General features: G+C 72.8%; 16 protein-coding genes. 1 reads left to right on the forward strand and 15 read right to left on the reverse strand.

All coding sequences use genetic code 11. The features are described from left to right. Positions 1–57: 57 nt before the first annotated feature. From trpA to rpe, 11 genes are all read right to left on the reverse strand, one after another. Positions 58–858: a tryptophan synthase subunit alpha gene (gene trpA, locus ACIGCK_RS07480; RefSeq protein ID WP_396665042.1), complete on the reverse strand. Its 801-nt coding sequence runs from the start codon at positions 856–858 to the stop codon at positions 58–60. After that, positions 855–2,159: a tryptophan synthase subunit beta gene (gene trpB / locus ACIGCK_RS07485; RefSeq protein ID WP_396665044.1), complete on the reverse strand. Its 1,305-nt coding sequence runs from the start codon at positions 2,157–2,159 to the stop codon at positions 855–857. Before trpB ends, trpA begins: the two co-directional genes overlap by 4 nt. After that, the gene (trpC, locus tag ACIGCK_RS07490) at positions 2,156–2,932 is read right to left on the reverse strand and encodes an indole-3-glycerol phosphate synthase TrpC (RefSeq protein ID WP_330171918.1); all 777 of its coding nucleotides are present in this window, start codon (positions 2,930–2,932) and stop codon (positions 2,156–2,158) included. The genes trpB and trpC overlap by 4 nt, the downstream gene beginning before the upstream one ends. A 2-nt stretch (positions 2,933–2,934) precedes the next feature. Further along, positions 2,935–3,165 (reverse strand): DUF6704 family protein, encoded by a 231-nt coding sequence (locus tag ACIGCK_RS07495; protein WP_396665046.1) that lies wholly within the window; start codon positions 3,163–3,165, stop codon positions 2,935–2,937. 63 nt (positions 3,166–3,228) lie between these two features. After that, positions 3,229–3,813, reverse strand: a complete 585-nt coding sequence (locus ACIGCK_RS07500; protein WP_396665048.1) for a Trp biosynthesis-associated membrane protein — start codon at positions 3,811–3,813, stop codon at positions 3,229–3,231. Beyond that, on the reverse strand, positions 3,810–4,184 hold the full coding sequence (gene hisI / locus ACIGCK_RS07505) for a phosphoribosyl-AMP cyclohydrolase (protein WP_330171915.1): 375 nt from the start codon (positions 4,182–4,184) through the stop codon (positions 3,810–3,812). The genes ACIGCK_RS07500 and hisI overlap by 4 nt, the downstream gene beginning before the upstream one ends. Continuing rightward, a complete protein-coding gene (gene hisF, locus ACIGCK_RS07510) occupies positions 4,181–4,945 on the reverse strand; it encodes an imidazole glycerol phosphate synthase subunit HisF (protein ID WP_330171914.1) in 765 nt (254 codons plus the stop codon). Before hisF ends, hisI begins: the two co-directional genes overlap by 4 nt. Before the next feature lie 7 nt (positions 4,946–4,952). Then, the gene (gene hisG, locus ACIGCK_RS07515) at positions 4,953–5,792 is read right to left on the reverse strand and encodes an ATP phosphoribosyltransferase (protein ID WP_330171913.1); all 840 of its coding nucleotides are present in this window, start codon (positions 5,790–5,792) and stop codon (positions 4,953–4,955) included. A 45-nt stretch (positions 5,793–5,837) separates the two neighbouring features. Further along, a complete protein-coding gene (locus ACIGCK_RS07520; protein WP_330171912.1) occupies positions 5,838–6,101 on the reverse strand; it encodes a phosphoribosyl-ATP diphosphatase in 264 nt (87 codons plus the stop codon). 36 nt (positions 6,102–6,137) lie between these two features. After that, entirely contained in the window at positions 6,138–6,689 is a 552-nt protein-coding gene (locus tag ACIGCK_RS07525) for a hypothetical protein (protein ID WP_396665051.1), read from the reverse strand. 16 nt (positions 6,690–6,705) lie between these two features. Then, positions 6,706–7,392, reverse strand: a complete 687-nt coding sequence (gene rpe, locus ACIGCK_RS07530) for a ribulose-phosphate 3-epimerase (RefSeq protein ID WP_396665053.1) — start codon at positions 7,390–7,392, stop codon at positions 6,706–6,708. 34 nt (positions 7,393–7,426) lie between these two features. Between rpe and glsA the strand changes: the two genes are divergently transcribed. Then, the gene (glsA, locus tag ACIGCK_RS07535) at positions 7,427–8,614 is read left to right on the forward strand and encodes a glutaminase A (RefSeq protein WP_396665055.1); all 1,188 of its coding nucleotides are present in this window, start codon (positions 7,427–7,429) and stop codon (positions 8,612–8,614) included. A gap of 21 nt (positions 8,615–8,635) precedes the next feature. On the opposite strand, the gene ACIGCK_RS07540 is transcribed toward glsA, so the two are convergent. Genes ACIGCK_RS07540 through metK form a run of 4 tightly spaced genes read right to left on the reverse strand, consistent with a single transcriptional unit; the run spans position 8,636 to position 14,187 of the window. Then, entirely contained in the window at positions 8,636–10,006 is a 1,371-nt protein-coding gene (locus ACIGCK_RS07540) for an RsmB/NOP family class I SAM-dependent RNA methyltransferase (protein WP_396665056.1), read from the reverse strand. Then, positions 10,003–10,923: a methionyl-tRNA formyltransferase gene (gene fmt / locus ACIGCK_RS07545; RefSeq protein ID WP_396665058.1), complete on the reverse strand. Its 921-nt coding sequence runs from the start codon at positions 10,921–10,923 to the stop codon at positions 10,003–10,005. The genes ACIGCK_RS07540 and fmt overlap by 4 nt, the downstream gene beginning before the upstream one ends. A 10-nt stretch (positions 10,924–10,933) precedes the next feature. Next, the gene (locus tag ACIGCK_RS07550) at positions 10,934–12,991 is read right to left on the reverse strand and encodes a primosomal protein N' (protein WP_396665060.1); all 2,058 of its coding nucleotides are present in this window, start codon (positions 12,989–12,991) and stop codon (positions 10,934–10,936) included. 2 nt (positions 12,992–12,993) lie between these two features. Continuing rightward, positions 12,994–14,187 carry a methionine adenosyltransferase gene (metK, locus tag ACIGCK_RS07555; RefSeq protein WP_396665062.1) on the reverse strand — a complete coding sequence of 398 codons (1,194 nt, stop codon included), beginning with the start codon at positions 14,185–14,187 and terminating at the stop codon, positions 12,994–12,996.

A 14,187-nucleotide genomic window follows, 5' to 3' on the forward strand; every position in this document is an offset into this window, starting at 1 on the left:
GCAGTGCCTTCCGGCGTCTCGACGCTCGTGCCCGAGCCGAACGAGGACGGGTGAACGCTAGCGCGCGGAGGTAGCCTTCGTCGTGCCCGCGGACAGGGCGCGGGCGACCTCGCCGAGGCCCTCGATCCCGCCGTCGCGGAGCGCGCGGACGAGAGCGGTTCCCACGATGGCGCCGTCGGCGTACTCGAGCACCCCGGCCACCTGGTCGGGCGTCGAGATGCCGATGCCGACGCACGCGTGCGCCGCTCCGCGTGCGCGCAGCCGCGCGACGAGCGTGCGCGCGGCGGCATCCAGTTCTGCCCGCTCCCCCGTGATGCCCATCGTCGAGACGGTGTAGACGAACCCCGTGGAGTTCTTCACCACGAGGTCCAGGCGCTCGTCGGTCGACGACGGCGCCGCCAGGAAGATGCGGTCCAGGCCCGTGCGCGTGCTGGCGTCGATCCACTCCGCCGCGGCATCGGGGGTGATGTCGGGCGTGATGATCCCCGCGCCGCCCGCGTCCAGAAGATCGTCGGCGTAGCGGTCGACGCCGTACTGCCAGATCGGGTTCCAGTAGGACATCACCAGCACGGGGATGTCGACGCGGGAGGTGATCTCCCGGATCGCCGGGAACAGGTCGCGAAGGCGGAACCCGGCCGCCAGCGCCGCCTGCGTCGCCTCCTGGATGACCACGCCGTCCATCACGGGGTCGCTGTAGGGCGGGCCGAGCTCGAGGATGTCCACGCCGCTCGCGGCCAGCTCGACGGCGGCCTCGATGCTCGTCGGCAGGTCCGGGAAGCCGACCGGCAGGTATCCGATCAGCGCGCCGCGGCCCTCCGCGTGTGCGCGCGCGATCGCCTCCTCTACGCGCGAGCTCACAGCTCGATCCCTTCGCCGGAAGCGGCCTCGGAGCCCTCGATCGCTTCGTCGGGGATGACGGGCGTCGGCGCGTCGGCGTCGTAGAGCTCGAAGTAGCGCGCGGCGGTGTCCATGTCCTTGTCGCCGCGGCCGGAGAGGTTGATCGCGATGATCGCGTCGGGTCCCAGCTCCTTCCCGATGCGCAGTGCGCCCGCGAGGGCGTGCGCCGACTCGATGGCGGGGATGATGCCCTCGGTCCGGCTGAGAAGCCGCAGCGCCTGCATCGCCTCGTCGTCGGTCGCGGGGATGTACTCCGCGCGACCGATCGCCGAGAGCCACGCGTGCTGCGGGCCCACGCCCGGGTAGTCCAGACCCGCCGAAATCGAGTGCGACTCCACCGTCTGTCCGTCCTCGTCCTGCAGGACGTAGGTCTTCGCGCCGTGCAGGATGCCGGGGCGTCCGCGCTCGATGGATGCCGCGTGCTTCGGGGTGTCCACGCCGTCGCCGGCGGCCTCCACGCCGTACAGCCGCACGCCCTCGTCGTCGAGGAACGCGTCGAACATGCCGATCGCGTTCGATCCCCCGCCCACGCAGGCCAGCACGGCGTCGGGGAGCCGCCCGGCCTCCTCGAGCAGCTGCCCGCGCGCCTCCTCGCCGATGACCTTCTGGAAGTCGCGCACCATGGCGGGGAAGGGATGCGGGCCGGCGGCGGTGCCGAAGATGTAGTTGGTGGTCTCGACGCTCGCGACCCAGTCGCGGTACGCCTCGTTGATCGCGTCCTTGAGGGTGCGCGAGCCCGTGGTCACCGGGATCACCTCCGCGCCGAGGAGTCGCATGCGCGCGACGTTGAGAGCCTGTCGCTGCGTGTCGACCTCGCCCATGTAGATGGTGCAGTCGAAGCCGAACAGCGCCGCGGCGGTGGCCGTCGCGACACCGTGCTGGCCCGCGCCAGTCTCCGCGATCACGCGCGTCTTGCCGAGCCGCTTGGTGAGGAGGGCCTGGCCGATGACGTTGTTGATCTTGTGCGACCCGGTGTGGTTGAGGTCCTCGCGCTTGAGGAAGACGCGCGCTCCCCCGGCGTGCTCGGCGAACCGCCGCACCTCCGTGAGCGGCGAGGGCCGGCCCGCGTAGGAGCGCAGGAGAGCGTGGAACTCGTCGATGAAGGCGGGGTCGGCCATCGCGTCCTCGTACACCGCGGTGAGCTCGTCGATCGCGGCGATGAGCGACTCGGGCATGTACCGGCCGCCGAAGTCGCCGAAGAACGGACCGGGTGCGTCGCGAAGGCTGTGCGCGGGGGTGGTGACGTGCGTTGTGCCGGTCATGCGGCGACCTCCAGGAATCGGCGCAGCGTCGCGACGGGGTCGCTCGTGACGAGCGCCTCCCCCACGAGCACGGCGTCCGCGCCGGCGTTGCGATAGTGGCGCACGTCCTCCGGGGAGAGGACGGCGGATTCCGCGACCTTGATGGCGTCGGAGGGGAATCGCTCCGACAGCCGCCCGAAGAGGTCTCGGTCGAGCTCGAACGTGCGCAGGTCACGGGCGTTGATCCCGATCAGGCGCGCCCCGACCGCGGCCGCCCGGTCGAGCTCCTCGGCGGAGTGCGCCTCGACGAGGGGCGTCATTCCAAGCTCGAGGATGAGGGCGTGGAGCGTCTCGAGCGTGCGCTGGTCGAGCGCCGCGACGATCAGCAGCACGAGGTCGGCGCCCGCGGCGCGCGCCTCGAAGACCTGGTACGTCGTGGCGATGAAGTCCTTGCGGAGCACCGGGAGCGACACGGCGCCCTTCACGGCCTCGAGGTCGGCGAGGCTTCCCTTGAAGCGGCGTCCTTCGGTCAGCACGCTGATCGCCGATGCGCCGCCGGTCTCGTACAGACGCGCCTGTGCGGCGGGATCGGGGATGTCGGCGAGGTCTCCGCGCGAGGGGCTCGCGCGCTTGACCTCGGCGATGATGCGCACGACGTCCGCCGGTGCCAGCGCGGCGAGGGCATCCAGCGGCGGGGCGGCTGCCAGTGCCGCGCGCTCCACCTCGACGAGGGGCCGCCCGGCCTCGCGCGTCCGGGAGTCCTCGACTGCGCCGGCCGTCAGGTCGGCGAGCACGGTCAGTGTCCCTTCGAGGTGTACTTCGCGCCGCCCACGCCGTAGCCGATCCTCGCCATGATCCAGCCGACGATCGCGCCGACGACGAGCAGGCCCGCCGAGGCCCACACGAGCCACGGCAGGTCGAAGAAGTACGCCGTCGTGCCGATCGCAACGGCCACGAGCATGATGACGACGGCGGTCCAGGCGGCGGGCGAGTGTCCGTGACCGGGCTCGGCGATGTCGTGGCTCATGGGACTCCTTCGATCGGGTGCGGCGACCAGTCTACCGGGCGCCCCCGGGGCAGGCGGAAACGGTCAGCGAGTGGGATCCTCGCCGTGGCTGAGCTCGTCCCACGAGTCGACCGCATCCAGCGGCCCCGCCGAGTGCGGGGCGGCGGCGGCATCCGTGCGATAGCGCCGCCCGGAGGATGTCCACGCCCGTGCCGACACGAGCGCGAGAACACCCGCCCCCGCGAGCACCGCCGCGAAGACGAGGGAGATCCACGGCCACGCCGTGGGGGTCACCGACGAGACGAGCCCGGCGATCCCCTCCGCCCCGGCGATGCCGGTCGCCTCCGTCACCGTCGCCGAGATCGCCGCCTGCCACGAGCCGAGCACGGGGGGCAGCGCCAGCGCGGTGACGGCCGCGGCGATGGCGATGTCGATCGCGCCGAAGATCGTGCCCAGCACGCGGCCGGCCAGCGACGCCGCCGCCCCGACCGCGAGGGTGGCCAGCGCCAGCGGGGCGAGCACGGGGACGGCGGACGAGCCGGCGACCTCGAGCGCCTGATCGGGCGAGTCCCGGAGCACCACGGCGAACCACGTCTGCGTCGACGAGACCAGCAGCAGGGCACCCGCCCCGAGCGTGACGAGGACGGCGAGCAGGCGCGCGCGCCTCACGCGGGCGCCGCCTGCACGGGGTCGAGGTCGTCGGCGTCGAAGCACGTGCGGGTTCCCGTGTGGCAGGCGGGCCCGATCTGCTCGACGCTGATCAGGAGGGCGTCGCCGTCGCAGTCGAGCCGCGCGCCTCGCACGAGCTGGATGTTGCCCGAGGTGTCGCCCTTGCGCCAGTACTCCTGTCGCGAGCGGGACCAGTAGGTCACCCGGCCGGTCGTCAGCGTACGGCGCAGGGCCTCGGCATCCATCCACGCCAGCATGAGCACCTCGCCGGTGTCGTGCTGCTGGATGATGGCGGGGGCGAGACCGTCGGCGGTGAAGACGACGCGGCCGATCTTCTCCTCGATCTCGCTCGTGGACTCCGCAGCGCTCATGCGCGCACCTCGATCCCCTCGGCGGTCATGGCGTTCTTCACGTCGCCCACGGTCAGCTGACCGGAGTGGAACACGCTCGCCGCGAGCACGGCGTCCGCTCCCGCTCGGATGGCGGGCGCGAAGTGCGACGCGGCGCCGGCGCCCCCCGACGCGATGACGGGCACGCTCGAGACCTCGCGCATGAGACGGACGAGCTCGAGGTCGAAGCCCTCCTTCGTGCCGTCGGCGTCGATCGAGTTGACCAGCAGCTCGCCCGCGCCGCGCTCGGTCGCCTCCCGCGCCCACTCGAGGGCGTCTAGGGTCGTCTCGGTGCGGCCGCCGTGGGTGGTCACGACGAAGCCCGAGTCCGTCAGCGCCGACCTCTTCACATCGAGCGAGAGCACAAGCACCTGGGCGCCGAACCGGTCGGCGATCTCGTCGAGCAGCGCGGGCCGAGCGATGGCGGCGGAGTTCACCCCGATCTTGTCGGCCCCGCACGCCAGCAGGCGGGAGACGTCCGCCGTGCTGCGCACCCCTCCCCCGACGGTGAGCGGGATGAAGACCTGCTCGGCGGTGCGGGTCACCACCTCGTACGTCGTGGCGCGCGCATCGACCGTCGCCGTGACGTCCAGGAACGTGATCTCGTCGGCGCCCTGCTCGTAGTACAGCTTCGCGAGCTCGACCGGATCGCCCATGTCGCGGAGGTTCTCGAAGTTCACGCCCTTGACCACGCGCCCGGCATTGACGTCGAGACACGGGATGACGCGGCACACCAGGCTCATCGCGGGCTCACAGCCTCGCAGCGTGGATCGCGGTGACCAGGATCGCGCGCGCGCCGATCGCGTAGAGCTCGTCCATCACGCCGTTCACGCCCTTGCGCGGGACCATCACCCGCACCGCCACCCACTCCGGGTCGCGCAGCGGGGAGATCGTCGGCGACTCGATGCCCGGGGCCACCGCGACCGCACGGTCGACGAGCGCCGCGGGCAGGTCGTAGTCGACGAGCACGTACCGGCGTGCGACCATCACGCCGCGAAGGCGGCGCAGCAGCGTCTCGGTTCCCGCGGCCTCGTGCGGTCCCTGGATGACGACGGCCTCGGACTCGAGGATGACGGGGCCGAAGATCTCCAGGCCCGCCTGCCGCAGCGTCGTGCCGGTCGAGACGACATCGGCCACGGCATCCGCGACGCCGAGGCGCACCGCGGATTCCACCGCGCCGTCGAGCGGGACGAGGTCGACGGCCACGCCGTGGTCGTCGAGGAACCCGTCCACGAGGCCCGGGTACGCCGAGGCGACCCGCAGGCCCTCGAGGTCGGACAGCTGGGTGAAGCGTCCGGGAGGCCCGGCGAAGCGGAAGGTGGAGTCGCCGAATCCGAGCGCCTCGATCTCGCGGGCGCGCCCGCGCACGTCGCGCAGCAGGTCGCGTCCCGTGATGCCGACATCGAGGGCTCCGGAGCCGACGTACGTGGCGATGTCGCGGGGGCGCAGATAGAAGAACTCGACGTCGTTCTGGGGGTCGATGACGTGCAGGTCCTTGCTGTCACGGCGACCGGTGTAACCGGCCTCGCGCAGCATGTCGGCGGCGGTGTCGGCGAGCGAGCCCTTGTTGGGCACGGCAATACGCAGCATGGGGGTGCGGGGCTTTCGGATCGGGGCTGTCGGACCGGGGATCGGTCAGAGATGTCGGTAGACGTCGGCCGGGGTCAGCCCCTTGGCGAGCATGAGAACCTGCAGGTGGTAGAGCAGCTGGGAGATCTCCTCCGCCGCCTCCTCCTGCGACTCGTACTCCGCGGCCATCCACACTTCGGCGGCTTCCTCGACGATCTTCTTGCCGATCGCGTGCACGCCGGCGTCGAGCGCCGCGACCGTTCCCGATCCCGCGGGCCGCTCGGAGGCCTTGTCCGCGAGTTCGGCGAACAGCTCGTCGAAAGTCTTCACCCAGCCAGGGTACCGGCTCGCAGCGGCGCATCCGCCCTAGTGCGCGAGCACGCTCAGCGCGATGACCACCAGCCCCAGGCTCGTCGTGGCGAGGATGCCGAGCAGCCGCCACGGCCACCGCGATCCGTTGCGGGCTGCATTGGCGTAGCCGATCAGCGCCAGCAGCACGACCCCGCTGGCGAGAGCGATCAGGTATGCGGTGTCCTCGTCGAGGATCCCCGCCGCCCCGAGACCGAGCAGCAGCGAGGGGATGAGCATCGCCAGGAGCATCCCGGAGGAGTGCTTCGCCCCGTGCCGGAGTGCTGCGCCGAGGCTCTCCCCCCGACCGTGCCGGGGCGAACGGCTCGCCACCGCGGCGGCGTAGAGATGCGCCAGCCAGAACACGACCGTGGTGCCGACGACGAAGGCGATGACATCGAGGTCGGTCTCCTCGTCGGCGGCGACGGCGATGAGCGCCGTCACGAGCACGACGCCGTACACGCCGTGCTCGCCGCTGTAGGCGTCGATGAGCCCGCGGGCGGGGCGCTTCGCGGCGGCGGCGATCCGCGTGGCGCGGGCGGGGGGCGCGGGATCAGGGCTCTCGCTCATGGCTCGAGGGTAGCGATCAGTGCGCGTGCCGTGCGGCCGAGCGGCGCAGCTCGCTGATCGCGCGGTCCGGGTCGGCGGCGCCGAAGACGGCGGATCCGGCGACGAACGTGTCGGCCCCCGCTTCGGCCGCGATCTCGATCGTCGAGGCCGAGATCCCGCCGTCGACCTGGAGCCACACTGACGAACCGCGCCGGCGGGCCTCGTCGGCGAGCCGGGCGAGCTTGGGCATCGTCTCGGGCATGAACGACTGCCCCCCGAAACCGGGCTCGACCGTCATCACGAGGATCTGATCGAACTCGTCGAGCACGTCGTAGAGGTTCTCGAGAGGCGTCGCGGGTTTGACCGCGACGCCGGCGCGCGCGCCGATCTCCCGCAGGCGGCGCGCCAGGGCCACCGGATCCGCCGCGGCCTCGAGGTGGAACGTCACCGAGGCGGCGCCGAGCTCGGCGTACTCCGGCGCCCATCGCTCGGGGGCGTCGATCATGAGGTGGACGTCGAGGGGCACCGGGCTGGTCTCCTGGATGCGGCCGACCATCTGCGGCCCGAACGTGAGGTTCGGGACGAAGTGATTGTCCATGACGTCGACGTGGACGAAGTCGGCCCCCGCGATGCGCGCGAGCTCGGCCTGCATGTTGACGAAGTCGGCGGCGAGGATGCTGGGGTTGATTCGGGGGGCGGCGGGCGGATCGTGGAGAGGGCGCACTCCCCCATTATCGCGAGCCGATAGGGTCGGCTCCGTGGACCCCATCCGCGCCATGCTCGATTCCGTGCTCGCCGAGGTGCGCCCCGACGACGAAGGCGCCGTCGCCGACTACATCCCCGCGCTGGCCGCCGCAGAGCCCGATCGGCTCGCGTTCGCCGTCGTCGGACCGCGTGGCCGTGTCACGGCCGTCGGCGACTCCGAGCATCTCTTCACGATCCAATCCGTCTCGAAGCCCTTCGTGCTGGCGGCGGCGCTCGAGCGTCTCGGGCGCGACGAGGTGCTGCGCCACGTCGGCGTCGAGCCCAGCGGCGAGCCCTTCAACGCGATCAGCCTCGAGCGGGGCACGGGTCGCCCCGCGAACCCCATGGTCAACGCGGGTGCGATCGCCACCTCGTCGCTCGTGGCCGAGGGCGACGCCGCGGCCCGGTCCGCGCAGGTCCTCGAGGTGCTCTCCCGCTTCGCGGGGCGCCCGCTGGACATCGACGAGGAGGTGTACCGCGGCGAGTCCGACACCGGACATCGCAATCGGGCGCTGGCCCATCTGCTGCGCTCGCACGACGTGATCGACGGCGACGTGGACACCGTCGTGGAGACCTATTTCCGCCAGTGCTCGGTGCGCGTCACCGTGCACGATCTCGCCGTCATGGCGGGAACCCTCGCCTTCGGCGGCGTCAACCCCGTCACCGGAGAACGGGTCGTGCGCGAGGCGGTCGCACGGGATGTCGTGTCCGTCATGGCCAGCTGCGGGATGTACGACTTCTCGGGCGAGTGGCTCCTCTTCTCGGGCGAGTGGCTCCTCCGGGTGGGGATGCCGGCCAAGAGCGGGGTCAGCGGAGACCTTCTCGCCGTCGCGCCCTCGCAGTTCGGCGTCGCGACCTTCAGTCCGCGCCTGGATCCGCACGGGAACAGCGTGCGCGGCATCCGCATCCTCGAGCGCCTCTCGCACGAGTTCGGCATGCACGTGTTCGAACCCCACGAGAGCATCGCCGCCCCCGGCATCCGTGTCGAACGCGACCACGAGGGCATCCTGGTGCACCTCGGCGGCGAGCTGGCGTTCAGCGGTTCCGAGCGCGTGCTCGCCGTGCTGCGCGATCTCACGGAGGGATCGGCGGAGCACCTCCGCATCGACGCACGGGCCCTGGGACGAGCGCATCCCGCCGCGCTCGAGGTGCTGCGCGTGCAGCTGGCACAGGACGGCGACCGGCTGCGGCTGATCGACTGACCCCGGGTCCCGGTTCGAGGACTATGCCACGCGCCGGAAGAGGGCGATGAACATCGCGTCGGTCCCGTGACGGTGCGGCCACAGCTGCGCCGGACCGGGACCCGCGGGGGCGTCCCCCAGGTCGAGGGGCACGCGCGAGATGCCCCCGAGGATGCCTCGGGTGTCGAGCGCCTCGATGGCGCCGCTCGCCCTGCGCACCCCCTCCGTGACGATCGCGGTCGTCTCGGCGAGGTGCGGAGAGCACGTGACGTAGGCGAGGATGCCGCCGGGCGCCAGCGCCCGCACGCCCGCGTCGAAGAGCTCCTCCTGCAGCGCAGAGAGCTCCGCGACATCGGCGGGCTGTTTGCGCCAGCGCGCCTCGGGACGCCGGCGCAGCGCCCCGAGCCCCGTGCAGGGGGCGTCCACGAGCACGCGGTCGTACAGCCCCGCCGCCGCGGCGGCGCGGTCCCGTCCGTCCTCCTCCGATACCGGTACCTCGGTCGGCAGCCCCGCCACCGCGCGGCGCACGAGGCCCGCCCGGGCGGGGACCGGTTCGTTCGCCTCGAGGCTCGCCCCGCCGGCCAGCGCCTCGGCGCCGAGCAGCGCCGTCTTGCCGCCCGGTCCCGCGCACAGATCCAGCCACCGCTCGCCCGCGCGCACGGGCATCGCACGCGAGAGCGCCAGGGCGGCCAGCTGCGAGCCCTCGTCCTGCACGCGGAGGAGGCCGTTCGACGCGGTCATCAGCGGCTCGGGGTCGCCGCCGCCGACGCGGAAACCGACGGGAGAGACCGCGGTGCGCCGCGCCCGCTCGGGCGGGTCCGCAAGCCCCGGCAGAGCCGCCATCGTCACCGTCGGCGAGACGTTGTCGGCGGCGAGGAGCGCTTCCAGCTCGCCTTCACGCCCCTCTGCGGCAAGCGCCCGGCGGAGGGCCCGCACGATCCACGCGGGATGCGCGTGGTCGAGCCCGAGTCGCTCGGCGTTGTTGCGGGCCCTCTCCAGCACCCGGGCCCGCCATGTGCCGGGGTCCTCCCGGGAGATCGCCCGCAGCACGCCGTTGGCGAACCCGGACGCGGCTCGACCGGCGTGCGCGCGGACGAGCTCGACGCCCTCGTTCACGGCGGCGTGCGACGCGACCCTCGTCGAGAGGATCTGGTGCGCGCTCAGCCGCAGCGCGTCGAGCACGGGCGGGTCGATGCGCTCCACGGAACGGGAGGCCGCCACCTCGATGACCGCGTCGTAGTACCCGCGTCGACGCAGGGTCCCGTAGGTCAGCTCCGTCGCGAGGGCCGCATCGGCGGTGTTCAGCGCGGCGCGGGAGATCGCCGCCGGCAGCAGGAGGTTGGCGTACGCGTCGGACTCCGACACGGCACGGATGACGTCGAAGGCGACCCGGCGGGAGGGCTGGACCTTCACGAGTCGGCCCGCAGGACGGGCAACCGCAGGCCCCGCCACCAGTCGCCGGCCGACATCGCGCCCTTGCCGGCGGGCTGGACCTGCTCGACCACGATCGCGTGCGTGCCCGTGCCCACCAGCACCTCGCGCCCGACGGCGGCGAACTCCCCCGGCGGCAGAGACACATCGGCAGTGTGCTCGCGCACGCCCAGGATCTTCAGGCGCTGCCCGTTGACGGTGGTGAACGCGCCCGGCTCGGGCGTCGTGCCCCGCACGCGGGACAGCACGGCCGCGGCATCCTCGCCCCATCGCACGCGCGCGTCGTCGAGCGTCAGCTTCGGCGCGTAGGTGGGGGTGCCCTCCTGCGGCACGGCCTGCGCGCGTCCGTCGGCGATGTCGGCGACGACATCCCGCAACAGCTCCGCCCCGAGGCCCGACAGGTCCTCCAGGACGTCTCCCGCGACGGCCCGGGGACCCACCGCGTATTCGCGCATGCCGAGCACCTCGCCGGCGTCGAGCTCGGCGACGAGCCGGAAGACGCTGACGCCCGTCAGGGAGTCGCCGGCGATCAGGGAGTGCTGCACGGGAGCCGCCCCCCGCCACCGCGGCAGGAGCGAGAAGTGCAGGTTGATCCAGCCGTGTTCGGGAGCGCTCAGCAGCGGTTCGCGCACGAGGCCGCCGTAGGCGACGATGACGCCGAGCTCGGGCCGCAGCGCCGTGATGCGCCGGCCCGCGTCCGCATCGAGCGAGGCGGCCCGCACGACGGGCAGCCCCAGCTCCTCCGCTGTGACGGCGATCGGCGAGGGGGTGAGCGTGCGCCTGCGGCCGAGAGGGGCGTCGGGGCGCGTCACCACGGCGGCGATCTCATGATCGGATGCCGCGAGGACGCGCAGCGAGGGAACGGCGGGTGCGGGGGTGCCCGCGAAGACGATGCGCATCGTTCCTTTCCTACAGTTCGGGATCGGGCACGTCGACCCGCACTCTGAGTGTATTGCGGGGTGCCGCGCCTCGCGGCGAACGTCGACCCCGGACGGAGGCGGCGACGACGGACGCGCGCAGCGCGCGGGCGACGTCCGCGCCGTGCGCGTAGTCGAACCGCACGATCGCACGGGCCCTCGGCGGGGCTCCCCGCTCACGCTCCCCCGGCGGCACGTCGACGGGGCCGAGGATGGCGTCGGCGGCGAGCGGGACGTGAGCACGCAGGTCCGACAGGGCCTTCTCCACAGCCGTGGGCTCCCCCTCGACCGCCGCGACACGCGCCGTCGGCGGCATCCGCAGGGGCGCTCGCTCCTCGAGCTCCGCGGCGGCGAAGGCGGGCTGCGTCCACGTCGCGAGCGCCCGGGCGATCCGCCCCGCGACGCCGACCAGGTGAACGGGCGCGCCGGGGGCTGCGAGGGCCGCGGCGTTCGACCACCAGCGCAGACAGTCCTCGGCGATGCGCAGCGACTCGGCCATCAGCATCCGCTCGCCGTCCAGCAGGAGCACGGCCCGATACCCGCCCTCCGCCTCGGGTTCCGCGCCGCGCGTCGCGATGACGAGCGCGGGCGCCGCCGCGACGGAGCGGATGGGGTGGGTCCCGTCCGCGACGATGACGCGGGTCCCGGGGAATGCGCGACCGAGCTCGTCGGCCGTGCGGGTGCTGCCGGAGGAGGCGAGCCGCAGTGTCGTGCCGTCGCAGGATGCGCATCGCCAGGCCATCGCGGTGCGCCCGCACCACCGGCAGACGGGCGGGGCGTCCTTGCGCGGCGCGTGGAGCGGGCCGGCGCAGTGGACGCACCGGGCGGGTCGCCGGCAGTCGCCGCAGACCAGCGACGGCGCGTAGCCCGGCCTCGCCACCTGCACCAGCACGGGCCCGCTCTCGAGGGCCTCTCGGGCCGCGGCGAACGCCGCCGAGGGAATGCGCGCGCCGGGACGCTCCCCCTCGCGCGTCGCGCTCAGGATGACGCGGGGGGCGTACTTGCGCTTCGGCGCGGCCTCCCCCACCCAGCCGATCCGCACGAGCCGTTCGACGTCGCTCGTGCGCGTGTGGCCCGCCAGCAGCAACGCGCCCCCGTCGAGGCCCTGGCGCACGAGCGCCGCGTCGCGGGCGTGCACGTAGGGGGCGAGCGGTTCGTCGAGCAGGGGGTCTCCGTCGTCCCACACCGCGACGAGGCCCGGGCGGTGCACGGGCGAATAGACGCTCGAGCGATTCCCGATCACGACGACGGGCCGGCGCTCGAGGATCCTCAGATACCCGCGGTAGCGATCCGCGGCCGGTCGGGCCGCGTCGTCCCGCACCAGGTCCTGCGGCGGAACGAGTCCCTCCAGCGCTCGCTCGATCTGGTCGAGGTCCCGGTGGTCGGGCACGACGACGACGGCGCTGCGTCCCCCCGCGAGGGTGTGCGCCGCGGCGGCCGCGAGCAGCACGGCCCACGCGCCACTCCCCGATTGGGCGTGGGTGCGCGCCGGCCTCGCGGGGGCGTCGAGCGCGACGCGTTTGTCGGCGTCCAGCGCTGCGGTCAGCGCGGGATACGTCTCGAGCACGGCCCGGGCCCATTCGGCGCCCGGTGCGGAGGACGCCGATCCGGCGACGGGTGCGGTGTCGCCCGCGGCCTCGGCATCCGCGGGCGAGCCGGACACCGCCTGCGCCTCGGCATCCCGTCGGGCGACCCACGCCTTCTCGACGCGCACCTGGCGCTTGGGGATCACCAGTCGCAGGATGTCCGAGGCTGATCCGGCGGCACGGTCTGCGACCCGGCGGGCGAGCGTGTACAGCGACGGGGGAAGGACTCGGACGGAGGAGACGACGGCATCGATCTCCGACAGCGGCCGGTCGGGGTCGACCGCCTCGCCCCGCTCCACGACATACGCATCGACGATGCGTCCGGCGGTGCGCAGCGGTACCTTGACGCGGATGCCGGGGACGATCTCCTCGTCCATCGCGTCGGGGATCGCGTAATCGAAGAGGCGATCCAGCTGCGGCAGCGGCGAATCCAGCAGCACGCGAGCGACGGCGCGGCCGCCCACGCTCAGATCCCGGCGGCGGCGCGCAGGTCGTCGACGCGGTCGAGCCGCTCCCAGGTGAACTCGTCCAGCTCGCGGCCGAAGTGACCGTAGGAGGCCGTACGCGCGTAGATGGGCCGCAGCAGATCGAGATCCTCGATGATCGCGGCGGGGCGCAGGTCGAACACCTCGCGGATGGCCGCGGTGATGGCCTCGTCCGACACGGTGCCCGTGCCGAAGGTCTCGACGTAGACTCCGACCGGGCGCGCCTTGCCGATCGCGTAGGCCACCTGCACCTCGAGGCGCTCGGCGAGCCCCGCGGCGACGGCGTTCTTCGCGACCCACCGCATCGCGTAGGCCGCGGAGCGGTCGACCTTCGACGGGTCCTTGCCGCTGAAGGCCCCGCCGCCGTGGCGGGCCGCTCCCCCGTAGGTGTCGATGATGATCTTGCGGCCGGTCAGGCCCGCATCCCCCTTGGGACCGCCGACGAGGAACGGGCCGGCGGGGTTGATGTAGTAGCTGACGTCGCGCAGGTCGAGACCGCTCTCCGCGAGCACCGGGTCGATGACGTCCCGGCGCACCGCGCGGCGGAGGTCTTCCTGGCTGATGTCGGGGTGGTGCTGCGTCGAGAGCACGACGGACTCCACGGTCTTGGGAGTGTGGCCGTCGAAGCCCAGCGTCACCTGGGTCTTGCCGTCGGGGCGGAGGAAGGGAAGCCTGCCGTCGCGCCGCGTGTCGGCCAGCCGCTCCGCCATGCGGTGCGCGATCCAGCTCGCCATCGGCATGTACTGGGGCGTCTCCGCGGTGGCGAAGCCGAACATGATGCCCTGATCGCCCGCGCCCTGCTCGTCGTGCGGATCGACCGAGCGCTGCTCGCGCTGCTCGAACGCCTTGTTGACGCCCGCCGCGATGTCGGACGACTGCGCGCCGATGGAGACGCTGACACCGCACGAGTCGCCGTCGAAGCCCGTCTCGCTCGAGGTGTAACCGATGCGGTTCACGACATCGCGCACGATCGCGGGGATCTCCACATAGGCGGAGGTCGACACCTCTCCCGCGACGTGCACCAGACCCGTCGTGACGAGGGTCTCGACGGCCACTCGACCGTGCGGATCCTCGGTCAGGATCGCATCCAGGATGCTGTCGGAGATCTGGTCGCAGATCTTGTCGGGATGCCCCTCGGTGACGGACTCCGACGTGAACAGCCGCAGAGCACTCAC

Origin of the sequence: Microbacterium sp. NPDC078428, assembly GCF_044542535.1 — a bacterium.
Lineage (GTDB): Bacteria > Actinomycetota > Actinomycetes > Actinomycetales > Microbacteriaceae > Microbacterium > Microbacterium limosum.